Source organism: Fluviicola chungangensis (assembly GCF_007558725.1).
In the GTDB taxonomy this organism is placed as follows: Bacteria; Bacteroidota; Bacteroidia; order Flavobacteriales_D; family Crocinitomicaceae; genus Fluviicola; species Fluviicola chungangensis.
Window position 1 is genome coordinate 387,928 of sequence record NZ_VLPL01000002.1, and the last position, 24,779, is coordinate 412,706.

The following is a 24,779-nucleotide window of genomic DNA, read 5'->3' on the forward strand; positions in this document are numbered from 1 at the left end:
AGGTTTACCCCCGAAAGCACCGGTGGATTGATTTCGGTCAATGCAGCCAGACCGCCCGCAATTTCTGCTGCTCTGCCGTTGGGTTTTCCACTTCAGAGATTTTTCCCTTGTCCAATTTGACTCCTGCTTTGAGCAACAATTCTTTCAATGGAAGCGTTTCCGTTCCCTGGATGTAATCCCGGATAAATGCCTCCAGTTCGGGATATCCGCTCACGATAACCAAGTCGGAAAAAAACTTCCCGTCTTCAAACGGTTTTCCCCGGTAATGAGCCATTAAGTCGAGTACCAGGTCTTTGGTGCCGTACTCACCACCCGATAATTCACGCAGCCTGATGTCCAGGCATAAATTGACCAGCGCACCTTTCAGGTAGACGTTGTAATACTGGTCCTGCATTTCCATTGGGTGAAGACTCAGGTCTGTCAATGCCAGGTTCGGATCGAATTGGTTCATAAATGCGATTTTCTCCTCCACCATTTTGAAAAACTCCTTTTCTGTTTGCAATCCTGTTTTTACGGGCATATGCATGGTAAAATATTCCGTCATTCCTTCATACAACCACAAATGTTTTGAGAATTTCGGTTCGTTGTAATCGTAGTTTTCAATTTCCTGTGAATGCAAACCCAGTGGCATCAGGGTGTGAAAAAACTCGTGGCTGGCAATTCCGTAAATGTTTTGACGAATCGTTTCGATATCCAATGGCATGTATAGCAGGATCAATGTTGAGTTGGAGTGCTCCAACCCATCACCGATGAGGTGATGGCGATTCGGTGCAAGGCTGTGATAGATCAAAAAGGTGTAATGATCTACCGGCAGCTTATCGTTCAGGTATTTCGACTGATTGATCAATAGCGGTCGAATGTATTCGGCAATGTCTTTTGAGATCGATTTCCCTGAAGTGGAATAACAGGCAACTTCAACCGAAATTCCCGGCAGCTTGATCATTGTCGTATCCGGAAGCGCATACAAGATCGGGTTGTCGACCAGTTGATGGTAGTCTTTTGCAAAAAACACATCCTGGTTCAGCTTCAGTGTCTTTTTCAAACTGGTCGCAGGATAAAGTTCCATTCCTTTTCGGATACTGATTTCGATCGGGTGGTGAAGGTGTCCGCGAAAATAACCGAACAGACTATTGGGAGTAATTACAAACGCACTGTCACTGAATGAGCTCGCAGCAGAGCGAAAGAATCCTTCCTTCAGGATGGTGTCAAAAGTTTCCCAGGCATCGTCTGCGAGATAAGAAACACGTGCTATATTTTTCGCATCGTATATCATCCAGGAATTCATATCCGTTTGTGCTGTTTTCAATTTCTTCCCTTTCTTGTCGAATACTTCCAGGGTGCTGATATACTGTCCGAAATTCATTGCACCGTAAATTCCCGGAATGATCTTCGGGAAACAAAAAGTCAGTGTGTCCTCTGAAAAACCACTGATCTTTAAATGAACCGCCAGCTTATCCTGAGAAAGGTCTTTCAGATTGGTTTCATAGTGGTAAGTGATCTGGGCATGAGTTGCTGCATAAATCGCCAAAAAGAAAATAAGAATAGCTCGTTTCATAGGATTTTTGAATCTAAGACTATTTTAACGCACCAAAAGTTACAAAATTGTTATAGGAAAACGGTAGGCACGCGATTAATCGCGTGCCTACCTAATACTACCGCAGAAAAATACTTATTAAAATACAAACCCCCGATGAATATTCTCCATCGGGGGCGTAGCTACCACACGTACTTCACTATCAACCTGTACATGTATTACCTCTAAATTAAACCTAAACTGAAACCTAAACTAACCTAATTGTTACCTAACTTATAGCGTTATGATTGATAGTACGCTCTTAATTTTCCTTCATAATCTTCAATGTCGCAACAGCTGCCTTAGGGATTTTGTAATTCAAACCCACTATACCATAATTCCTAAGTCTACACTATTGCAAGATCTTTATCTTTCGAATTATTCGTATTTTCGTGGTAGAGGCCCCCAGGGGGACCTTGCTGCCACTTCGAACGGAAATAATCCTTATAACTCAATTTCTGTATGTCAACTTTTTTGTCACTTATGCTGAAATCGATTTTTCAAAAGTGATTTTCTTGCAAATACTATTATAAAGAACGTGCCAAAGAGAAACAAAACAAAAAAACCGCTGTAAATCAACGGTTTTAGCGTGGGTGCCTTTTCAAAATATTTTCAAAATGAAAAAAATATTTTCAAAATGAAAAAAATGAAAGAAAAAAGCGGCCTTTGCTTGTGGGGTTATGTACTTAAAACAGGGAGTACTAAATACACCCCGCTGATTCATAATTTTCAGTAGCTGCAGGTGGGCACTCGTTATCTTTTCCACATATGTGCAGATTAACTACTCGGCTAATGCTTACGCTGACCTTGCTCTGCCGAAGTGGCACGCAAGGCAAGAGCTTCAACGCACTCGCTTAAGTGGCGACTGTGGTAAGCGCCACAGATAATCAGTGCATCTGTGGAAAAATGGTCTCTTAAATTATTGGACAATATTTTTCAAAAATAATCGGTTTCAAAGGTTACCTGTGTTAAGCACAAAATTCCCTTTGCGTGTTGCTTTTTATTGGAATCAATCTTCTTCCTCTTCTTTTAACATCCGGTAAATGGTCGTCTGACCGATATCCAATTTATCCGCAACTATTTTCGTGTTGTTATTGTATTTGTCCAGGAACAATTGGACAATTCTTCGGTTATAGGCCCGTAAGCTCATTTCTTCGGCAATGATTCCCGAAAGAATGTCTGCGCTTGCAACCACAATGTCGTCTGCATCAATCACATCGTTCATAGACATCACGGCAGCCAGTTCGATCACGGATTTCAATTCGCGTACATTTCCAGGCCAGGGATAAGCCAACAATTTGTTTTGGGCCGCAGGGCTCAATTTCTTAACGGTCATCCCATTTTCTTTGCAAAAGCGTTCCACGAAGCTTTTACTCATCAGTAAGGCATCTTTTTCACGTTCCCGGAGTGGTGGCAGTTCAATCGGAAGACCGAACAGACGGTAATAGAGATCTTCCCGGAAAGCACCGGATTTCACTTCCTGGAGTAAGTTTTTATGGGTGGCGACAATGATCCGGCAATTGAATTTGTATACCTTATTTCCTCCTACCCGTGTAATTTCACGTTCCTGGAGCGCACGCAAAAGTTTTGCCTGGAAAACCGGGTCCAATTCCGCAATTTCATCCAGGAACAGGGTACCGCCGTCTGCCTCTTCAAACTTCCCGATCCGTGTTTGGTTGGCGCCGGTAAAGGACCCTTTTTCATGTCCGAATAATTCACTTTCAAATAATTCCTTGGGAATGGCTGCCACGTTAATCGCTACAAATGGTTTGTCCTTATAGATCGAATTGTAATGAATGGCTTTTGCGATGACTTCTTTTCCTGTTCCCGTTTCTCCGGTAATGGAGACAGTGATGTTATTGGAAACGGCTTTTTGAAGTAGCATAAAAATGTGCTGCATCTTACTGCTTTGCCCGATAATCGTATCGCTGAAATTGTATTTCGTTTGGACCTCTTTCTCTAACTTTTCGATCTTCTTTAAGAGCTTCGTTTGGTTCTGTGCATTTGCCAAGGTATTCAGCAAGCGGTTGCGCAGATCATTTCCCTTTACGATGTAGTCGTATGCACCCAGTTTTAAAAGGCTCACGGCTGTTTCTATTTCTTCTTGTTCGGAAATAACGATCACTTGCGTACCCGGGCACATGGCCTTTATTTTTTCCAATAGCTCTTCCCCGGAAATATCCGGTAAGCGGTAATCCATGGTTATCAGGTCCGGAACTTCATCGTTCAGACGGTTCAGGAGTTCTTTCCCAGTTGAAAAGGCTTCCGTTTCATAATCGGGATTCAACGAAACTGTGTGTACCAATAGTTTCTGGTACCAATCGTTGTCCTCGACGATAAAGATGCGCTGTGTAACTCCGGTTTCCATAAAATATACTTAGTTTAATTTTTCTTTTACTTGAGTAATAATGTGTCTTGCCTGCTCCTCGAAAACTTCCATCAGCTCTTTGATCGAAGGATCAATGCTGGATTCTTTCCCCATACGTTCAATTTCCTTCAGGGTCGTATAACAGTTATTCGCCCCGAAATGTTTGAATGGTGCCGCCAGTTGATGGGCTAATTCAGATGCATCATTCCAATGCTCTTCAGCTACGTGTTCTTTCATCTTGATCAATCCGTTTTCGGTGGAGTTCACGAATGTTTGCAATAATTCCCTGTAGAAGCTCTCGTTGTTGTCGGTCAGTTTTTGAAGGCTTTTGAAATCAGCTTCGTCTAATTGTGTTCCCATACTGTTGTCTTTATAAATTTGATACAATATTCTTCTTATTTCTTCCGGATTAACGGGTTTGGTCAGCACTTCCGTCCAACCGGAATCCAGCATTTGTTGCCTTTTTTCGTGATTTAACGTAGCAGTCAGTCCCACAACCGGAATTTGATCGAGGGTTTCCATTTCCGCCATCTTTTTCCGCAGTTCATGCCCGTTCATTTCCGGCATTCGAACATCCAAAAGTACGATGTCTACATCGTTGTTTTTAAGCTGTTCGAGTGCTTCCAGCCCGTTGGTTGCTTCCAGCAAGGTGATATTTACTCCGTGGAACATGCTGCGCAGCAGGGTACGGTTAAAGGGTTCATCGTCTACAATCAGTAAACTTTTGTCTTTTAAAAAGGAGAAATCGGTGCGTGACGGTTCGCGCGGTGCATCTACTTTATCTTCAGTTTTTTCAAAAGGGATTTCAATGTAAAAGGTTGTTCCGACTCCTTCTTCGCTGTTCACGCGAATACTTCCTCCCTGCTTGTCGATGATTTGCTTGGTGATGCTCAATCCCAGTCCTGTTCCGCCGTATTTGCGTGTAACCGCCAGGTCGGCTTGTTCAAAAGGTTCAAAAATGCGTTCTCTCTGACTGGCCGACATCCCGATTCCCTGATCCTGGACTTCTATTAAGCAGCGGATTTGGCGTTTTTCCAGTTCTTCGTAACGCAAATGAATGGTAATCAGGCTGTCTTTCGAGAATTTATTGGCATTGCTGATCAGGTTGATGATAATTTGCCGGAAACGCAAAGGGTCTCCCAATACATTCGGAAAGGGTTTTTGGTCCAATTCCACTACCAGGTTGTTGTTCCGTTCTTTCACCTGGAGTTCGTACTGCTCGTGGAGCATCATGATCTCATTTGCCGGATTGAATGCGATCTTTTCCAGTTGAATGTGGTCCTTTTCCAATTTGGACAGGTCCAGGATTTCGTTGGTGATCTGCGACAGGTGTTTTACCGAATTGCGAATGATCTTTACTTTTTTGGCGGCACTTTGATTCAGGGGTTCAAAGAATAATTGTTCGGTAAATCCGGAAATGGCATTCAACGGCGTGCGGATCTCGTGACTCATGGTCGCCAGGAAACGGGATTTGGCTTCTGTCAATTGGTCGCTTTTATCCTTTGCCAGTTTCAGCTGGGCGTTGGTTTCTTTTGATTTGTTGAACAGGGTAATGATCAGTAAGACGATCATCAAGATCAATAAACTGGAAATGATACTGAAAAGAAGAATGATTTCGTTGGTTTCTGCCGCTACCACTTTTGCATGCTGGGTTTCTTTGAGCAGTTCTCTTTTATCGGCCAGCTCAATGGCCTGGAATATCTGACCGATGTGCGTACTCAATTGGTTGTTTTCCTGCTCCAGGTCCAGTTTGTACATATTCAACAAGGATTCCTTTGAGACAGCTTTGTTTTTAACAGACTGGATCTTTCTGGCAATTTCACTGGTACTTGCCTCTGCAATATCGGAAGCTTTCAGTTTAACCTGTGGTTGAACTGCAGGAGTAGTTGTTGTCGCTGTCTGATTTTGCTTCTTGTTTTTTCGCTGGAACCATTTCTTTTTGGTTTCTTCTTCCTGGACCTGTGTTTGAGTTTGCGGTGTTTGTAAGTCATTTACCCGATCCCGGATTTCCATTTTTATCCGGGCCATTTCACTGGCATTTTGAACTTCGTTCTCCACGATGGACATTGTTTCATTGACCCGGTTTTCATTTTTGATACTCATCAGGGTATCCAGGTTATAGAAACGTGCTTTAACCAAAGCGCTTAAGTTCCTAATTTGCTTTTGATAGGTCGTATCATCGGTTTTGTAGGATTTCAACAACTCTATTTTGCGGTTTGTCTGTGACTCCAGGATTTCGAAATCCAGCAGAGCATCGGGATTGTTTTGGTAGAGATAGGAATAGGTTAAGTTATCCGATTTCAGGATATTGCTGTTCAAATCGCGGACAATAAATCGGCGGTTTTCTTTCAGGTTGGTTGGAAGCGGACTTTCCGAAACCTGTGAGAGCCGGTCGTAAACCCAGTATCCGGTAGTACATACGAAAATGAGCAGCAAACCAATGATTGCAAAAAGAATGCGCTCAAAAAGCGTATTTCGCCAACTATTTTTCATATTGGTGTGGATTTTCAAATTGAAAAATTACGACTTTTTTTCGAAATATTTTTTCAAAATGAATTTTTAACGGATTTTAATAGCAAGGTTTTAGAGCTTAGTTCAGAGGATTGACCAATGTTGGATTCTTTTGTTTTGAAAACTACAATTGAACTCTCATTCTCATTTTGTTTTTCTCCCGATAACAATCGGGACTGAAAAATAACGGCTGAGACAAAATTTCTCATTCCCAAAAATAACAGCTCAATGATCTTCACACTCAATTCTCGCTCTCACACTGTAAAAAAGCTGATTAAAATGAACGATCAGAGCGAGGAAGAGTGTGAGAGAAGAGGGCAATAAAAAAGCCGATGAAAAATCATCAGCTTTTTTATTGGTACCTCGAAGCGGAAACTTATCGAACTTTTTGAAGGATATACTAAGTATCTAATTAATATAAGCCTCTATTTTGTTTATTAAATCTTTCGTTAATTGTTCAGGAGATTCATAAATAATGTGTTGCAAAGGTTTGATATCGAAATGCGCTTTTCCAAATTCCTCTTTACTACAGGTGTAAATTACTTTCTTTCCTTGTCCTAATGCAAATCCACTCTCAAAGTAAACCCCATTGCTGTGAAATGAAAAGTCAGCAATACAGAATTTACATCTTTTGAGGGAAGCGATGATTTCATCATTAATTGTTTTGTCACTATCTATGGTTTGTTCATCAATAATTATAGCTTCATAACCAGTATCTTTTAAGGCTTTCCTGATTGCTTCTCGAGTATCTTTTGTAGCTGGATTAAATGACATAGCAATAAAGCACTTGTTTGATTTATCACCTTCTTCCATTAATTCAATTGCTTTATTAAGGCCTGAATGTGTAATTTCAATATTCATGGCTCTGTTAGGATACACAAGGTTTTTTCGATTGCTAGTAATAAGTTCTTTTTCTTCCAAACCTCTAATATAAAAATCCGCTTCTTGGACATTTTGAAAGTAGTTTTTTAGTAGAAAGTTTGATAACGATGTATCAATACGGAATACCTCACCATCATAAGTTTGATGCTTAAATAAGTAAAAAAAGAGATTTTCTATTTTGTCCTTAGGGGTTTTGGGATAGTCTGCAGTTTGTAGATAGCTAGGAAGAACGATTGTCTCACCATTTGGTAGCTTGCTAGGTAAGTTACAGGATTCAGAAACTATTTCGCAACGTTCTGGCCATTTATTGTTAGCTATTAAACCTTCAATGATATGATGGTATTTTTCATCTATAGAGATTTTTTTCTTGCATTTGCGACAGATAAAAATGTCTACTTCATTATCGGCAATATTCAGCGAATAGGAAACATAATTTTCGTGATCCTGATAATCAACCTCTTTTCCTGTTAAAAGACATGTCATCGTGTTCATAGGAATAGTTATTAGAAAAAGATTATAATTTTTTTAAAAACCAAGTTCTGGTGAAAATACTTTTGCTATCTATCATATCTCCATGAGCATTTGGAGCAGAATCCATGAGTTCGTACCCTTTTAAAATTACTTCGTTCAGTATTTTGTTAAACTCACTATCATGCTTAGCAACATCTTTTAGAAAGTGTGTTATGTCGTAAGTGGTTGTTAAACCAGAAGGATCCGTAACAATTATTCTGTCAATTGAAGTATTGCCCATTGCTGAATATTGTTCAGTTATAGTATAAATCTTGCTTTGAGAAAATGTATTTACAGAAAGGAAGAGTAAGCTGATAGCTAGTAGTGTTTTCATGATTAGTTTTTGCTCAATAATACTAAAAATATTGATTAGAAGTTTCTTATTCCGCTCTCAATTCTCGCTCTCACACTGCAAAAAAGCTGATTAAAATGAACGATCAGAGCGAGGAAGAGTGTGAGAGAAGAGGGCAATAAAAAAGCCGATGAAAAATCATCAGCTTTTTTATTGGTACCTCGGGCCGGAATCGAACCGGCACACCCGAAAGTACAGGATTTTGAATCCAGCGCGTCTACCAGTTCCGCCACCGAGGCATTTTATTTGCTGTCCGACTGACAGCCACACTTACCGTTGCAAGCGGGTGCAAAAATAAAGAATTATTTTAAATCAACAAGCACATCTGAAAAAATCCCGCTTATTTAATAATTTTCAGCATCGCCCGCTCGTCTCCTTTTACGATTTGAATAAAATAAACACCGCTTGCCAATTCATGTAAATCGGTTAGGGTTAAAGACTTGTCATAAGCGGACTCGCTGGAGATCTCCTGTGTTTTGATGATTCTCCCCGAACCGTCACGAACAGCCAATTGCGCACCAACTAAATCTCCTTGGGTCCATTCCACGGTAATGATCGAGGAAAACGGGTTCGGATAAGCCGTGATCTTATGGGTGTTAACCAAATCCTGGATCCCCAGCATGCTGCATCCATTCAATGTTCCCGGCATGTTTGCATCCAGCCAGGTCAATCTTCTGTGGAACCAGTCTTTCAGTCGCTGCACTTCTTCTGCATATGTTTGACTCGGAGCCTCTACTTCAGGAGTTCCGGTTGCACTTCCCAAATGTCCCCATGTTTGATAATGCCACACTTGGCTTTCATTCACTGCCGAAGCAACCGAATCTATTTTCGCATCAATGTAAGATTCCTTCAGAATACTTCTGCGCAAGTCATCGTAGCGGCAACGCAATTCATTGGCAAATAAGGTGTCTTCCAGTAAACGGATGTACCATCCGGGGGCGTTGACATCCTGGTCGCATGCTCCGTAGATAAACTGGGAACCGTCCTCAGAACCGCCCCACATGTCTTTTTCCGCCCAATCGAAATCCCAAACCGGACCGGCTTTGAGTTTTTTCACTGTTCCGTCTGGTTTGTCCTTGTCTTTTGAGAAGTAGCGGCTTTTCTTGAATCCGTCGCCATTCCTGCAAACTTCGTTTACAATGAAATAATCGATAAAGGAGGGAACATCAATGAATGCACGGTAACCCAGTGCAGGATCCGTGAAATTGGACCCGTATAACGCATTTTCGTAATTGTCAATGTAGGTTTGAATGTAGGTCTGCTGCTGCGGCATGATCACGTCCGGTTTCGGATAAACATACACCATGTGAATATCCAGTCCGGGGAAACCGATAGGACTGTGGTTCAGCTGCCAGGAATTGGTATTGTCCCAATAATCGATCTTCAAAATGTAACCGCCTGTCAGGTCGTTTCCACTAATCTCGACGGGATCGAGCCTGTTGACATCTACCCGGTTATTGTCGCGCTTGATCTTTTCTCCCAATAAGTAAATTCCCTGGTATTCGCCGTTCATGACAACGTCTACGAGGCGTGTCCGGGTTGCATAATGACCCATAGAATCAAACAAATGGAACGGAACAATGTTTCGTGCAAAGGATTTGTCGTTGTAATTGGCAAGCAGCACCCAGTCGCTTTCGGAGGGCATTCCCAGCAAAGAAGAATCGATTGTGTTTCCATTCACATCCCAGGTTTCGAAAGCATACGGTTTCTGCGGAAGTGACAGCGAATAATTCCCGCGGTACTCAATTCCGATTTTTCCGTTGTAATCCGATGGGGTATCTGTCATGTAATTCCGCACACCTTGCCCGTTGAAGCGAATGCTCATATCTGCCATTACCTTCGGGTCGTTCTGGATCACATTTCCGTTCGTGTTGATCTCAACAATCGGCAAAAGAGAGGAGGTAAACGAAAAATATCCTGCCGGGTTATTCCCGAAAGTAATCGAAAAGGAAATCACATTTCCCTCATCTGCCCCGTAATTATCATTCACACGAAGTTTCCAGGTCCCGTTCGGATTTTGCCCGTTATTGACCAATCCCATTTGCCCCGACGGTTTGAATGTTCCTGTAAATGGTGCTGTTCCCGCAGACAAACTGGTAGTGGCATCCATGTTGAAGCACGTATTGGTAAAGTTGTCACCGCCACCGCCTGTATTTGAAAACAGCATGCCAACCGTTCCATCCGGCGCGACGATCCAAACAGTCAGATCGGCATCGTACGTATGGACAAGATCAATACAAACCGTTTCCAATCCGAAGTTCGTTGTATCGATCGTTGCCGGAAGGCCGCTAACAGAAACGGGAATATCAATGGTTGTGTTGTCATTGATCGGTCCGCCACCACCGGTAAATGTTTGGCAAAATACAGAATAAGAGATGCTTAGGCATAAGCACAAGAGAGCGTTTTTCATAGTTTTTCGTAGTTCTGAAACGAATGTAATTAAAATTGAATTAATGATTTGGTAATATAGGGTTTTAACAATGCAAATTTTTACGGAATCAACGAAGAATATCGCGCAGAAGCTTTGCTGTTAAAACGTTAAGATGCTTACCTTTGATAACTGAAACACGAGAAACATGGCAAAAATCCTCATCAAAAATATCCATACGCTTTACCAGGTCGGAGAAGATTTTCCGGAAATGATCTGCGGGGAAGCAATGAAACACGTCCCGACGATCAAAAATGCATTCCTTGCATTGGAAGACGGTGTCATTATGGCTTACGGTTCCATGGAAGACTGGGAAGGAATCACGGACTGGCGTGGTGTGGAAGTAATCGATGCGGAAGGTCAGAGTGTATTGCCTGCTTTTTGCGACCCACATACCCATACGGTATTTGCACGCACCCGCGAGGAAGAATTCGTAGATCGCATCAATGGATTAACGTACGAAGAAATTGCATTGAAAGGCGGAGGAATTCTGAATTCTGCACGCAGGTTGGGCGAACTTTCTGAAGAAGCATTGTTCCGGGAAGCCCTGAAGCGCATCAACAGGATGAAAGCAAACGGGACCGGTGCAGTTGAGATCAAATCCGGATACGGACTTTCTGTTGAGGCAGAACTGAAGATTTTGCGCGTCATCAAACGCCTAAAGCAAGAAGCAGGAATCGCCGTCAAGGCTACTTTTTTGGGGGCACATGCTTTTCCGAAGGAATTCAAGGAAAATCACAAAGCGTACATTGATCTGATCGTGAACGAAATGCTTCCATTGATCGCAAAAGAAGGTTTGGCTGATTACATCGATGTGTTTTGTGAACGCAACTATTTCTCGGTAGAGGAAATGCAATACATTCTTTCGGAAGGTAAAAAAGTGGGATTGATCCCCAAAGTACACGTTAATCAGTTCTCCATCATGGGTGGAGTAAAAGCAGCGGTTGAATTGGGCGCGCTTTCCGTTGATCACCTGGAAGAATCGAACGACGAGGATATCGCAGTACTCAAAGGAAGCGGATGTATGCCGACTTTCCTTCCGGGTTGTTCCCATTTTATCAATATTCCCTTTGGAAACGCACGGAAATTTATCGCAGAAGGACTGCCGGTTGCACTGGCTACGGATTACAATCCGGGAACAACTCCATGCGATAATATGCAGCAAATCTTTTCGCTGGCATGCGTGAAGATGCGCCTGACACCGGAAGAAGCGTTGAATGCTTTAACCATTAATGCCGCCTATGCAATGGGATTGTCTCAAACTCACGGAACTATTTCACTGGGGAAATCCACACCGGTCATTTTAACAAAACCAATTGATTCCCTGGCATATATTCCATATGCTTTTGGAGAAAATCATGTGGACAGACTCATTTTTTAGTAATTTTGGGATAGTTTAACTTACTGAAACCAAACAGTTAATCGTTTTTTAGCACTTTAGCGCTATGTACAAAATCGGATGCATGCTTTTTTTGTTTCATTGCTTTCAGGCATTTGGCCAGGAAGTGGAGAAAGAGTACCAATTACTCTGGGAAGTCAAAGCACCCCGTACAAAGAAGATCAGCTACATTTTCGGGAGTATGCATTCCAACGATCCCCGTTTGTTTAATTTCCCGGATTCCCTCTATTCTGCTTTCGTAAGTGTAGATGCAGTAGTGTTGGAAACGGACGTAACGCAGATATACGACCAATACGATGTGCGCCTGAATCTCTTCAATTTTGACCTGTTCGATAAAGAACGATCCTTTGCAAGTTCCAAAAAAGCGACTCAAACCGTTTACGGTTCCGAAGACGGAAGGCCACAATTCCTGGATGCTTATTTTCAGCAGGCCGGTTATTGCGGAGGAAAAGGATTTTACCAGTTGGAAACCGTGCAGGATCAGTTGAAACTGGCAGAGAATCCGGAATTGTTTAATACCCGCAGAGCAATCAATGGTTTGTTTTTTACCAAAGAAGCGTTTATCCAGACATACATCAACGGAGACATCGCTTCCCTGACGAATATGTTGAAATCGCAATTCAAAAGTGCTCCGGATGCATACGATGAACTGATCACCAAACGAAATCAGATCATGGCGAAAGGATTGGATACCCTGATGCGTAAACGAACCGTTTTTTGTGCGATCGGTTCCGGTCATTTGCATGGGACAGACGGGGTTTTGCAGCTACTGCGACAAAAAGGATTCCAGGTACGTGCAGTAAAAGCAACTTACGATAATACCACCGTAACCGAAAAGAAACTGGTTCAGTCGTGGCGAACGTTTGCCGTTTCGGATGAAGAGAATAGCTTTCGGATGACTTTTGGTGGAAAACCGACACTCTTGGAAGAAACCGATAAAAAACACTACATCTACCAGGAATTGGGACAGGGAAATACTTATGAGCTGGTTATTCATGCCTCACCTGATTATCTGGATGATAACCGGTACCATTTCCTGGAAAACGACATGGCTCAAACCAAGGAATTCTTTTTAGATGACGGAGCGAAGGGAATGGAAGGGTTGATACTCGACCCGATCAAAGGTTATCAATGGAAACGCTTCATTCAATTCGGGGATGTGTGTTACGAATTGATTTGTTACGGAGGAAACAAATTCATGCATTCTGATCGTCCGGTCAAATTCTTCCAAAAGTTTGAAATTCTGACAGAAAAGGAATAACCAACATCCGGTTGTTTATTGATTTTTCGCAATCTTTAAATGATTTTATCGGATAATGGTAATTTCGGTTCACTAATTGCGAATCATGATTGAAAGAATACTCGAACCGGTGCTGCGTCAAAAATGCGAAGAAAGTAAAATTGTCGTTCTGAAAGGTGCCCGGCGAACAGGCAGGTTAACGCTCGTTTCTCAAATTTTCCGGTTGGACGACCCTCAAATCGGGATGATTGATTGTTCCGATAAGAAAGAACGAAAGGCAATAGATTCATTGCACGAACTGAAGCGCTTCAGCCAGGATAAAAAGGTGGTAATCATCCGAGATGCACAATTGTTGGAGAACCTCCAGGAATACATCGATTTTGCTATTGAACTGGATTTTCTTGAAAACGTCCTGCTCATTTGTTCTTTTGAACCGGAGCTCCATGAAGATTTGTGGGAAGCATTGCGTGAGCAAGGATTGGAGTTGAATTTGTTTCCACTTTCTTATCCGGAAAGCGCGAAATTTTATGGCTTGGTACAGGAAGATAAAGACCTGGAACAACGTTTGATCTATGGGTATTACCCGGAAGTGGTGACGCAGGAAGATCAGGCTGAGAAAATGATTTCTGAAATTATTGAATCAAGCATTTTTACGCAACTGGGCGCTTCCGAACGGATCAACAAAAAGGAGAAGCTGGTCAAACTACTCAGACACCTGGCATTTAATATCGGGAAAGTTATCAGCTTCAACGATTTGGGTAAGAAATGTGGGCTGGATAATGAAACAGTGGAACGCTATGTGAAATTGTTCGCCAAGGCGAATTTGCTGATCCTGATTCCTTCTTATAATAATGGTCACCGCTATGAATTGAAGAAGAGTCACGTCGTTTATTTCCTGGATAATGGGATCCGAAATGCTCTGATACGTGCGTTTCAACCCCTGGAATTTCGGAATGACGTGGAGGAATTGTGGAAAAATTTCGTGATTAGTGAACGGTATAAAGCCAATCAATATGCAGGAAAAACTCCCGAAATATGCTTTTGGCTGACCCATACCAAGCAGGAAGTTGATTATTTGGAAATCATGGAAGACGAAGCATTCGGGGCCAAAATGAATTGGGACGATTCGAAGAAGATCAAAGTTCCGGCATCATTCAGTGAATTGTATCCGCAAATCAGGGTGAGCGGTGTTTCCAAAAAAACGTTCTGGACTTTTCTGAGAAAGTGATCGTGAGCTGTTGGGAGGATGAAGTGCATTCCTGAATTGTCAGTGGGACAATTGATCGGGGGAATTGGTTCAAATCGGTACAAAGAAGTGATGTTGCGATTTCATTATTTCGTGATATAACGAAGAGATGGCCTTTATTCTTGGAATCCTACATATTGCTCGGGGCAATATCGTTTTAGCCCGATTTTCACCAAAAAATAACACAACGGTCTCAAATATCTTCGCTATTTTCACAAAACTCAGATCGCACCATGAAGACAAAAACAGAAATAGTAGAAAACTGGTTGCCCCGCTACACAGGAGAAGAATTGACAAATTTCGGCGAATACATCCTGCTGTGCAATTTCCATAATTATGTTGAAAAATTCGCCCAAATGTACGAGGTGGAAGTCATTGGCCGAACCAAACCCATGCAGTGTGCAACAGCAAATGGTATTACGATCATCAATTTCGGAATGGGAAGTGCTTCAGCAGCTACTTGCATGGACTTGTTGTCCGCGATCAAGCCAAAAGCGGTGCTATTTCTCGGAAAGTGCGGCGGATTGAAAAGCAAAAGTGAAGTAGGTGATCTGATTTTACCGATCGCAGCTATTCGCGGAGAAGGAACAAGTAACGATTATTTTCCGTCGGAGGTTCCGGCATTACCGGCCTTCGCGCTTCAAAAGGCAATTTCTACAACCATTCGCGACGCCGGCTTTGACTACTGGACAGGAACCTGTTATACGACCAACCGCAGGGTTTGGGAACACGACGAGAAATTCAAAGAATATTTGAGCCGTATCCGCGCGATGGCTATTGATATGGAAACAGCTACGATCTTCATGGTTGGTTTCGCCAATAAAATTCCTACGGGGGCTCTGCTGCTGGTAAGCGACCAGCCGATGACACCGGAAGGTGTGAAAACCAGTGAAAGCGATTCAAAAGTCACTGCCGGGTACGTGGATAAGCATTTGATGATAGGAATCGACTCCCTGAAGCAGCTTATTTATAACGGACATACTGTGAAACACCTGCGTTTCTAAAGAAACAGGATTTCGTTCAGCGGTAATTATTGCGCTTCCCTGCTTTTATTCAATTAATCCTGGTATGTTTTGTTCATCGTGCGGTTAACGCATATGCGTGCCTTTGTGGTCCGGATTAATTATATTCGTGAAAATCGAAGTTCATGCGTCTCTCTCTTCTAACTCTTGGAATCATACTTTTTGCAGGGTTTGTTTCAGCTCAAAGCAAGCTAAAATATGTCAATCCATTGATCGGAACGTCCAAAATGGGACATACTTTCCCCGGTGCAACAGTCCCTTTCGGATCGGTGCAATTGAGTCCGGATACGGATACGCTTTCTTACGCAGTTGATGGAAAATACAATCCGGATGTCTATAAATACTGTGCGGGTTATCAATACGAAGATCCGACGATCGTCGGATTCAGTCATACGCATTTCAGTGGTACAGGCCATTCGGATTTGGGAGATATTTCGATCATGCCAACAAGTGGAAAGCTGCAATTGAATCCAGGCATTGCTTCAAAACCGGAAAGTGGTTTTCGTTCTGCTTACAATCATGAAAATGAAATGGCGAGACCCAATTACTATTCAGTGGTGTTGGATGATCATCAGATAAAAGCCGAATTAACCACTACCACACGAGTTGGTATTCACCGTTACACCTTTGAGAAAGAAGATTCTGCACACATTATCCTCGATTTGATTGCCGGTATTTACAATTATGACGGGAAGAACGTAAATACTTACGTTCGTGTAGTTGATGAATATCATGTGGTGGGTTTTAGACAAACTACCGGTTGGGCAAAGAACCGAACAGTTTATTTTGCTATCGAATTTTCAAAGCCAATTAAATCTTATGGTTACAATGATTTCCAGTCAAAAAAAGTGTACCAGGGATTTTGGAGAAAATTTAATTTGAAAGACAATTTCCCGGAAATGTCAGCTGCACAATTCAGAGCCTTTTTCGATTTTGATCTGGGTCCTTCAAGACAACTCCTTCTGAAGGTTGCCTTATCGCCCGTGAGCATGGAAGGTGCTGTGGAGAATATGGAACACGAAACACCCGATTGGAATTTTGACGGATACTTGAGAGCGGGGGGAATGCTCTGGGAAAAGGAACTGGATAAATTTGATGTACAGATGCTTGACGAAGCAGATTTGACGAATTTCTACACTGCAGTTTATCATACTTGTTTGGGTCCAACAATTTATCAGGATTGGAGCGGTCAATACCGCGGACTGGATTTTTCCAATGAGAACAATAAAAACGGGGACGTCAATTATACCACTTTTTCTCTTTGGGATACTTACAGGGCCTTGCATCCGTTGTTCAACCTGGTGCAGCGGAAACGAAATGCAGACATGGTCAATTCCATGATTGCCCACCAAAAACAAAGTGCAGAAAAAATGTTGCCCATGTGGTCGCATTATGCGAATGAAAACTGGTGCATGATCGGATATCATTCTGTTTCTGTCATTTCGGATGCTTACAACAAAGGGTTGCAGGGAATTGATTACGACAAAGCACTGGATGCGTGCGTGCAAACTGCCCGTACCCGCTATTTTGAAGGAATCGGTTCGTACATGGACCTGGGATATGTGGCCGAAGACAAAAGCGGGAGTTCGGTTTCCAAAACATTGGAGTATGCTTATGACGATTGGTGCATTGCACAGTTGGCGCTTGGCCTGAAACGTATGGATATCTACGAAGAATTTTCGAAACGAAGTGCAAATTACCGGCACGTTTTTGATCCGGCTTCCGGGTTTATGCGTGCACGTCTGAGTTCCGGGAAATTCATCGAAAAATTTGATGCATTGGAAACACACCAGGCAGGTTATATCGAAGGGAATGCCTGGAATTACAGTTTGTATGTTCCGCACCAGGTAGATTCGATGATCGCATTGATGGGAGGAAAAAAACGTTTTGCTTCACACCTTGATTCGCTGTTCACGATGCAATTGGCTGATAAATACTTCGAGCATACCGAAGACATTACCCGCGAAGGGATCATGGGCTCGTATGTTCATGGAAACGAACCGTCTCATCACGTCATTTATTTGTTTGATTGGGTTGGAAGACCGGATTTGGCCCAGAAATACATCCGCCAGGTATTGAGAACAAAATACGTTGCTAAAATTGACGGTTTAAGCGGGAACGATGATTGCGGACAAATGAGTGCCTGGTACATTTTCAGTTCGCTTGGATTTTATCCTGTTTGCCCGGGTTCCGACGACTATATTTTGGGTAGTCCGCTGGTGCAAAATGCAAAAATCCATTTGGAGAACGGTGGAGTGATAGAAATAAGCGCGAAAAATCAAAGCGAGAAGAATCCGTATGTCAAAGCTGTTTATTTCAACGGGATCAAATTGAAAGATTTTAAACTGAGTTACCAACGCTTAAAGAACGGGGGGAAATTGGTGTTTGAAATGACCAATAAACCGGCAAAAACATTTTAAGAATACAATCTTAAACGTTAATTGTTAGTTGAAATACCGATTTAAATAGTAAATTCAGAGCTCAAATTACTCTCTTATGAAAAGAAGAATACTACTCTCCGGCGTATTTTTCCTAAGTGTATCTCTATGTTCTGTAAGTTTCTCACAAACTACAAAACCGCAAAAGGGTACGTGGAAAATGATTGCGGAAAGCGAGATCCCCGAAAGTGGGACCCGTTACATTAAACCAACAAAATTCTTAACCTTCAAACTGGATATCTCCAGGATGCACCAGCTTTTGGCGCAGGCTAAGCGCATTGATGATCCGAATTACATTCCGGTTTTTATGGAACTTCCCAAACCGGATGGTACCGTTGGAACTTATCAGGTGCATGAGAATGAAACCATGTCTTTGGGATTAGCTGCTCAATTCCCGGAAATTCGTTCCTTCGACGGAATCGCAATGGATAATTCCGGTGAGGTGGTTAAGTTTGATTTGACTCCGCAGGGCTTTCATGCAATGACGCTTATCCCGGGACAATCAACTGTGTTTATCGATCCTTATTCGTTTGGAGGTGGGGACATTGAACATTATGTGGTTTATTCCAGGGCAGATTATACATCCGATAAGACATTCCAATGTCATTTAGAAGAAGCAATGGGGACCGAGATCAAAGGCGCAAATGACAATATTGTGAAAAGCTTCGGGAACTGTACCAAACGAACCTATCGGTTGGCATTGTCTGCTACCGGAGAATACACGGCCTTCCACGGCGGAACAGTTGCACTGGCTCAGGCAGCTCAGGTGACAACCATGAACCGCGTAAACGGAGTGTACATGCGTGATTTTGCTGTAACTATGACAATCATCGCAAATAACAATTTATTGATTTACACCAATTCCGGAACAGATCCGTTTACGAACGGAAATCCGGGAACGATGATCAATCAGAATCAAACAAATACAACTACCGTCATTGGTTCTGCCAATTACGATATCGGTCACGTTTTCGGAACGAACTCCGGTGGATTGGCAGGATTAGGTGTTGTTTGCAGTTCTTCGAATAAAGCCAGAGGTGTTACCGGTTCAGGTGCTCCTGTCGGTGATGCGTTTGATATTGATTATGTCGCACACGAAATGGGGCATGAATTTTCCGGAAACCATAGTTTCAGGGGAAATACAGGGTCCTGTTCCGGAAATGCAAATGGTTCCACAGCAATGGAACCAGGATCCGGAAGTTCGATCATGGCTTACGCAGGAATTTGCTCTCCACAAGATGTTCAGCCGCATTCGGATGATAATTTCCATGGGGTGAACATGAATGAAATGCATATTTTCATTAACGCTGGCGGAAATACCTGTGCAGTTTCAACTGCTATTCCTGCTCAATCGGCTCCAACAATCAGCGGAACTGTAGGAAGTGTTACGATCCCGGCAAATACTCCTTTCGCGCTAACAGCAACTGCTACAGACCCGGACGGAGATGTACTGACCTATTGCTGGGAACAAATGGACAACGGGCAGACCGGAACGGCAACCCAACCGCCGGTTGGAACGAACACCAGCGGACCGAATTTCCGTGCGAAATCTCCGACCACCAGCGGAACCCGTTATTTTCCTTCGATCTCGAGCTTAATGACTGGCGGACCGTTTACATGGGAAGTACTTCCTACTGTAAATAGAACAATGAATTTCCGGTGCACCGTTCGGGATAATGAAGCGAACGGAGGATGCAATGATCATGCAGATATCACAGTCACAACAACAACTTCAGCAGGACCGTTTATTGTGAATTACCCAAGTGCTACAGGGATTTCATGGCCCGGGAATTCGACTCAGACCGTAACCTGGTCTGTTGCAAACACAGATGTGGCCCCGGTTGCTTGTGCAAATGTAGACGTATGGATTTCGACAGACGGTGGAGCTACATTTACTGTAATCGCGAACGATGTTCCAAACGACGGATCCCAGGTGATCACTGTACCGAATACGGCTACAACAACGGCAATTATTATGGTCATGTGTGAAAACGGGACATTCTTCGATGTGTCGAACAACGTTTTCGCAATCACTGCAGCAACAAACGATTATACCCTGAATTTCCAAAACTCAACGGTTTCTGCTTGCCAGGGAACGGATGCAGTGTTTACAGTAGTTGTCGGTCAAATTGGTTCATACGTTGATCCGGTGACTTTATCTGCAACGGGTAACCCTGCAGGAACGACCGTTTCATTTACTCCGAATCCAGCAACTCCGGGTACAAATGCTACAATGACCATTACGAATACGGCAGGTGCAACTCCGGGAACTTACAGCATTACTGTTGACGGAGCTTCCACATCTGGCGCGCATTTTACCAATGGAACCGTGTTGATTTCAACATCCGGTGTAGTTGCTTCTGCACTGACCAGTCCGGCAAACGCTGCAACAAGTGTTCCGGTAAGCCCGAATATGACATGGACAAATCCGGGTGTAGGAGTTCAGTATAACATTACAATTGCTACGGATGCTACCTTTACAACAGTAATTGAAAGTGCAACAGGATTGACTTCCCCAACATATACGGCTACCCTGTTGAGCCCGGCTACGACTTATTACTGGAAAATTGAAACCTTGAATTCGTGCTCTGCTCCGGTAGCGTCTGCAACCTTCTCATTTACTACAGCTTCTTGTATGACTTTCAATGCAACGAATGTACCGGTTACAATTTCCGCGTCCGGAACACCGACTGTTACTTCTACGATGAATATTGCAACAGGAGGAACGATCAACGATATCAATGTGGTAAACCTGGCAGGAACACACTCATACATCAGTGATTTAACGATTAAATTAACCAGTCCGACAGGAACGATTGTTAATTTGATGGTGAATCCATGTAACGACGAAGCGGATTTCAATTTGAATTTTGACGATGAGGCTTCTACGGCTACGCTTCCTTGTCCGCCGGTTGGTGGAGGATACTACATTCCTGCAGCTGCCTTGTCGGCATTTGACGGACAAAACATGAGCGGAACCTGGACATTAACGATTTCGGATGCATTCAACCAGGACGGTGGAGCATTGAATTCTTGGGGACTGGAGATTTGTTACACACCGGCAACACCTTGTACACCGCCAACCGCGGCAACAATTGGTGGTACAACTACCATTTGCCCGGGTGGATCAACAACCTTGTCTGTAACTGCGGGAACCTTGAATGACGCCACCGATTGGCAATGGTATTCGGGATCTTGCGGAGGAACTTCAGTCGGTTCGGGAACTTCACTGAATGTTTCTGCTGCCGGAACATACTTTGTAAGAGGAGAAGGTGGATGCGTGACAGCCGGAACATGTGCTTCAGTAACGGTTACTCAAACTACACTGAACCTGAACACCACTGTTGCAGGTACAACGATTTCTTCCGCTCAGGGAACGGCAACTTACCAATGGATCAATTGTGCAACAAACACACCGATCTCAGGAGCTACGAGCCAATCCTTCATTGCACCTGCAAACGGTTCATACGCGGTGATCGTAACCAGAAACGGTTGTACAGATACGAGTGCTTGTGTAACGATTTCCAATTTGGGAATTGATGACCTGAATTTCGAAGATGTGTCGGTATATCCGAACCCGACAAATGGAAAGATCACTGTTTCTTTCAATAAAGAAGTGAACCTGAAATCATTTGTTATCCGCGATGTAACGGGAAGATTGATCCGTGAAGAGAAACCACAAACAACCAGTGGAATAACCTTCGATATCTCTACGGAAGCTCAGGGAGTTTACTTCCTGAATATTGAAGTAGGCGGAGCAACTCAATCATTCAAGTTGATCAAAAATTAATAATTGGCTGAATAACGAAAAGCCCCGATGCCGTTGTAGTATCGGGGCTTTTTAATATCCTGAAATTAAGATATCCTATTTTCATTATATAACGAATTACCTTCTAAAACCACTTATCCCTGGATCGCGGCTAAAATTTCTGTGAGTTTATTTTCATCCGGAAGTAACAGGGCCTCTTCAAATGCAGTTCCCGATTCTACTGTTACCCTCGAAGTTCCGGAAAAATGAATGGCATCAACTCCCGTTGCTTTCAGTTCCGGGATCAATTCTTCCTTTACGCCACCGCCTGCCATGATCTCAATCCGCCCGTTTGCATACGAAACAAACTCTTTTAAGCGATTTATTCCATGTGCAACACTCAGATCCGATCCGCTCGTTAAAATGCGTTTAAAACCCAGTTTGACAAGTTGGTCTATCGCCGTTCTCCAATCATCTGTATGATCGAAAGCGCGGTGAAAAGTAAAATCGATATTGGGAGCTGTTCGTTTCCAGGTTTCCAGTGCTTCCAGGTTCAATTTAAAGTCTTTGGTAAGAGCGCCGACTACCAGCCCTTTTATCCCTGAATCCTTCAATTCCAGGATTTGATCCCGCATGACCACGATTTCATCGTAGTTGTAAACGAAACCGCCTGCACGAACGCGGATCAATGCGTGTTGTTCCAGGTGAAAGGTATTGTGGATCCAGGAAACCATCGCCCTGGAAGGAGTTAACCCGCCTTGTTCCAAAGCAATGCAGGTTTCGATACGATCGATCGGTTGTTTGCTGACAATACGTGCAGCCTCCAGCGTGCCGACACAAATTTCTATGTTCATTTGGTGAGAATCAGTTCGTTGATAAATGTCCAGGGAGTAAAACCTGCTCCGGTCTGTCCCTGAGGGATGAATTCGTTATTGTAGATTGTTACTTTGACATAACGGGCTTTCATTTTTTTAGTTACCCGGATGACGTCGCCGGTTAATTTCGATTTGGCTACCGTTTTGAATTTTTTCCCGTCGGAGCTTACCTGGATTACGTATTTTTCCGGTCGGTAAATCCAGGATCCGGGGTCATTCAACGTTTCGATGCGTATGGTACGAAATGAAGTAAGCTCTTCCAGGTCGAGGGTAAACCGCACCGTATCCTCGTTGAACCCCAACCATTCGTTCCCTTTCCATGGTTTTTTACCAACTACGCCATCGGTAAGTCCAAGATTTCCGTTGTGGTTATATTTTTCGTGCGGTTGAGTATCGAAACGGACTGTTTTACCCAAAGCCAAATGAGAAGTAAAGGTATAATCACATACACGCAATTCCTGGTCCCCGATATTGGAATGGATTAAGTAACGGTGTTCCCCGACCTGATCGGTTCTTTCAATATCAATCCCGTTTACGATTTCGTTGTTTACGGAAAAAACAACATCGTTTACCGGTTTAATCAGATCATAGCCAGCGCCGGATTTGGAAAGTCTTATTTGCAAAGTCGGATCCAAAAAGGAAGTGGAGAAACGAACACCGTCATTACGCAATTGAGGCAAATAGGTCGAAGACAACGCTTCAACAAAATCAGAATAGGGAACACTGCTTTTATTCCATAAGACCTCAGCCATTGCTACCAAGCGCGGGAAAGCATTGTATTCGACAGACTGGATGGTCGGTAAATATTCCGTCCAGAGATTTGCCTGTCCACCCAGAATATATTGTTTGTACTCATCTTCCACTCCTTTGATCGGATCAAAACGGTATACTTTTTCCAAAGGAAGGTAACCACCGATTGCGAGTGGTTCGGAAGGATGTCCGCTTTGGTAGTAATCGAAGTAACAATAGGAAGTCGGGGTCATAACTACGCGGTGTTTCTGTTTTGCCGCCGCAATCCCGCCTTCCATTCCCTGCCAGGACATCACCTGGGCATTCGGAGCTAAACCACCTTCCAGGATCTCATCCCAACCGATAATGGTCCTTCCTTTTGCATTGACGTGCTTTTCGATATCCTGGATAAAGAAACTTTGGAGCTCGTGAGTGGTGTTTAAGTGATTTTGGGTCATCACTGCTTTGCACTTGGGGCATTTTTCCCAATTGATCTTCGGGCATTCATCTCCTCCGATATGGATTACTTGGGAAGGGAAGAGCTCAATGATCTCATCGAGCACATCTTTCAGGAATGTGCGGGTTTTTTCCTGGCTGCAAAAGACGTCATCAAATACGCCCCATGTACCAGCAACCGGGAGTTGTTTTTCCGTACAGCTTAGTTCCGGGTATGCTGCCAATGCGGCTCTGGCATGTCCTGGCATTTCGATTTCGGGAATGATCTCTATTCCGCGGATCCGGGCATATTCTACCAATTGTCTGGCTTCTTCCTGGGTATAGAAACCACCGTATTTCGTGTGGTCCCATTCTGCCGGTTGTTTGCTGAAGTGACCGATCAGCGTGCTGTCTCTCCAGGCCCCGACGCTTGTAAGTTTCGGGTATTTTTTAATCTCTATCCTCCAACCTTGGTCGTCTGTCAAATGCCAGTGAAACCGATTGAACTTCAATTTGGCCAGTTGATCAATGAATTTTCGCAATTCTCCTATGCTGAAAAAGTGGCGGCTGCAGTCCAGGTGAACTCCCCGGTACGCAAATGCAGGTTGATCGGAAATACGGATTCCTGCGAGTTCTTTCGGATTTTGTATCAGTTGGTTCAGAGTTTGAAAGGCATTGCATAAACTGGCGTAGCTGCTATATTGGATCTCAATTCCGGTATGTGTGACTGACAGCTGGTAACCTTCCGTATAAGCGAAAGTCTGGACCTGTTTTAAACGGATGGTAGCGTCATCTTTGGCAGAAGCCGGTTCGAGGTGGATGAATTGGCGTCCGAATAATTCCCGGAGGTAGGAGAATAAATCGGACGGAATCCGGGTATTATCGACCGTCAGCAGACCGTTAAAAACAAAGTTGTCTGTTGTTTGTTCCACATTAACAGGCTCTGGAAATACCAGACTGTGTTGAGCTGATAATTGAGTTGTAAAAAAGAACAACAAAATAACAAGCGTAATTTTCATACTG

Annotated in this window: 14 protein-coding genes and 1 tRNA gene; 6 read left to right on the plus strand and 9 right to left on the minus strand. The window is 43.2% G+C overall.

Annotated elements, in window-relative coordinates:
* Positions 1-37: 37 nt before the first annotated feature.
* The 7 genes from FO442_RS05275 to FO442_RS05305 all read right to left on the minus strand — a co-directional run bounded on the left by FO442_RS05275 (position 38) and on the right by FO442_RS05305 (position 10,606).
* Positions 38-1,555 carry a M61 family metallopeptidase gene (locus FO442_RS05275; protein WP_144332108.1) on the minus strand — a complete coding sequence of 506 codons (1,518 nt, stop codon included), beginning with the start codon at positions 1,553-1,555 and terminating at the stop codon, positions 38-40.
* Between the two features lie 1,027 nt (positions 1,556-2,582).
* On the minus strand, positions 2,583-3,941 hold the full coding sequence (locus tag FO442_RS05280; RefSeq protein ID WP_144332109.1) for a sigma-54-dependent transcriptional regulator: 1,359 nt from the start codon (positions 3,939-3,941) through the stop codon (positions 2,583-2,585).
* 9 nt (positions 3,942-3,950) lie between these two features.
* Positions 3,951-6,434, minus strand: a complete 2,484-nt coding sequence (locus FO442_RS05285) for an ATP-binding protein (RefSeq protein WP_144332110.1) — start codon at positions 6,432-6,434, stop codon at positions 3,951-3,953.
* A gap of 426 nt (positions 6,435-6,860) precedes the next feature.
* Positions 6,861-7,826, minus strand: coding sequence for a hypothetical protein (locus FO442_RS05290; protein ID WP_144332111.1), 966 nt, complete (start codon positions 7,824-7,826; stop codon positions 6,861-6,863).
* A gap of 22 nt (positions 7,827-7,848) precedes the next feature.
* On the minus strand, positions 7,849-8,178 hold the full coding sequence (locus FO442_RS05295) for a hypothetical protein (RefSeq protein ID WP_144332112.1): 330 nt from the start codon (positions 8,176-8,178) through the stop codon (positions 7,849-7,851).
* Between the two features lie 172 nt (positions 8,179-8,350).
* Positions 8,351-8,435: transfer RNA gene (locus tag FO442_RS05300), tRNA-Leu, on the minus strand.
* 101 nt (positions 8,436-8,536) lie between these two features.
* Positions 8,537-10,606, minus strand: a complete 2,070-nt coding sequence (locus tag FO442_RS05305; protein WP_144332113.1) for a CotH kinase family protein — start codon at positions 10,604-10,606, stop codon at positions 8,537-8,539.
* 166 nt (positions 10,607-10,772) lie between these two features.
* Here FO442_RS05305 and hutI point away from each other — a divergent pair, with 166 nt between their 5' ends.
* From hutI to FO442_RS05335, 6 genes are all read left to right on the plus strand, one after another.
* Positions 10,773-12,005: an imidazolonepropionase gene (gene hutI, locus FO442_RS05310; protein ID WP_144332114.1), complete on the plus strand. Its 1,233-nt coding sequence runs from the start codon at positions 10,773-10,775 to the stop codon at positions 12,003-12,005.
* An 82-nt stretch (positions 12,006-12,087) separates the two neighbouring features.
* The gene (locus FO442_RS05315) at positions 12,088-13,284 is read left to right on the plus strand and encodes a TraB/GumN family protein (RefSeq protein ID WP_186279924.1); all 1,197 of its coding nucleotides are present in this window, start codon (positions 12,088-12,090) and stop codon (positions 13,282-13,284) included.
* Between the two features lie 85 nt (positions 13,285-13,369).
* On the plus strand, positions 13,370-14,491 hold the full coding sequence (locus tag FO442_RS05320; RefSeq protein ID WP_144332116.1) for an ATP-binding protein: 1,122 nt from the start codon (positions 13,370-13,372) through the stop codon (positions 14,489-14,491).
* 251 nt (positions 14,492-14,742) lie between these two features.
* Positions 14,743-15,513 (plus strand): AMP nucleosidase, encoded by a 771-nt coding sequence (locus tag FO442_RS05325; protein ID WP_144332117.1) that lies wholly within the window; start codon positions 14,743-14,745, stop codon positions 15,511-15,513.
* A gap of 143 nt (positions 15,514-15,656) precedes the next feature.
* Positions 15,657-17,951 carry a GH92 family glycosyl hydrolase gene (locus tag FO442_RS05330; protein WP_144332118.1) on the plus strand — a complete coding sequence of 765 codons (2,295 nt, stop codon included), beginning with the start codon at positions 15,657-15,659 and terminating at the stop codon, positions 17,949-17,951.
* Positions 17,952-18,027: 76 nt separating this feature from the next.
* Positions 18,028-21,759 carry a reprolysin-like metallopeptidase gene (locus tag FO442_RS05335; RefSeq protein ID WP_144332119.1) on the plus strand — a complete coding sequence of 1,244 codons (3,732 nt, stop codon included), beginning with the start codon at positions 18,028-18,030 and terminating at the stop codon, positions 21,757-21,759.
* 113 nt (positions 21,760-21,872) lie between these two features.
* Here the strand turns inward: FO442_RS05335 and FO442_RS05340 are convergent, their stop codons facing one another.
* A complete protein-coding gene (locus FO442_RS05340) occupies positions 21,873-22,571 on the minus strand; it encodes a copper homeostasis protein CutC (protein WP_144332120.1) in 699 nt (232 codons plus the stop codon).
* Positions 22,568-24,775: a glycoside hydrolase family 20 protein gene (locus FO442_RS05345; protein WP_144332121.1), complete on the minus strand. Its 2,208-nt coding sequence runs from the start codon at positions 24,773-24,775 to the stop codon at positions 22,568-22,570. Before FO442_RS05345 ends, FO442_RS05340 begins: the two co-directional genes overlap by 4 nt.
* Between the last annotated feature and the right edge of the window lie 4 nt (positions 24,776-24,779).

What these genes read in the sequence shown, in the direction of transcription:
- FO442_RS05275 (WP_144332108.1), bottom strand. Translation starts at nt 1,555, where the DNA reads ATGAAACGAGCTATTCTTATTTTCTTTTTGGCGATTTATGCAGCAACT.
- FO442_RS05280 (WP_144332109.1), bottom strand. Translation starts at nt 3,941, where the DNA reads ATGGAAACCGGAGTTACACAGCGCATCTTTATCGTCGAGGACAACGAT.
- FO442_RS05285 (WP_144332110.1), bottom strand. Translation starts at nt 6,434, where the DNA reads ATGAAAAATAGTTGGCGAAATACGCTTTTTGAGCGCATTCTTTTTGCA.
- FO442_RS05290 (WP_144332111.1), bottom strand. Translation starts at nt 7,826, where the DNA reads ATGAACACGATGACATGTCTTTTAACAGGAAAAGAGGTTGATTATCAG.
- FO442_RS05295 (WP_144332112.1), bottom strand. Translation starts at nt 8,178, where the DNA reads ATGAAAACACTACTAGCTATCAGCTTACTCTTCCTTTCTGTAAATACA.
- FO442_RS05305 (WP_144332113.1), bottom strand. Translation starts at nt 10,606, where the DNA reads ATGAAAAACGCTCTCTTGTGCTTATGCCTAAGCATCTCTTATTCTGTA.
- hutI (WP_144332114.1), top strand. Translation starts at nt 10,773, where the DNA reads ATGGCAAAAATCCTCATCAAAAATATCCATACGCTTTACCAGGTCGGA.
- FO442_RS05315 (WP_186279924.1), top strand. Translation starts at nt 12,088, where the DNA reads ATGCTTTTTTTGTTTCATTGCTTTCAGGCATTTGGCCAGGAAGTGGAG.
- FO442_RS05320 (WP_144332116.1), top strand. Translation starts at nt 13,370, where the DNA reads ATGATTGAAAGAATACTCGAACCGGTGCTGCGTCAAAAATGCGAAGAA.
- FO442_RS05325 (WP_144332117.1), top strand. Translation starts at nt 14,743, where the DNA reads ATGAAGACAAAAACAGAAATAGTAGAAAACTGGTTGCCCCGCTACACA.
- FO442_RS05330 (WP_144332118.1), top strand. Translation starts at nt 15,657, where the DNA reads ATGCGTCTCTCTCTTCTAACTCTTGGAATCATACTTTTTGCAGGGTTT.
- FO442_RS05335 (WP_144332119.1), top strand. Translation starts at nt 18,028, where the DNA reads ATGAAAAGAAGAATACTACTCTCCGGCGTATTTTTCCTAAGTGTATCT.
- FO442_RS05340 (WP_144332120.1), bottom strand. Translation starts at nt 22,571, where the DNA reads ATGAACATAGAAATTTGTGTCGGCACGCTGGAGGCTGCACGTATTGTC.
- FO442_RS05345 (WP_144332121.1), bottom strand. Translation starts at nt 24,775, where the DNA reads ATGAAAATTACGCTTGTTATTTTGTTGTTCTTTTTTACAACTCAATTA.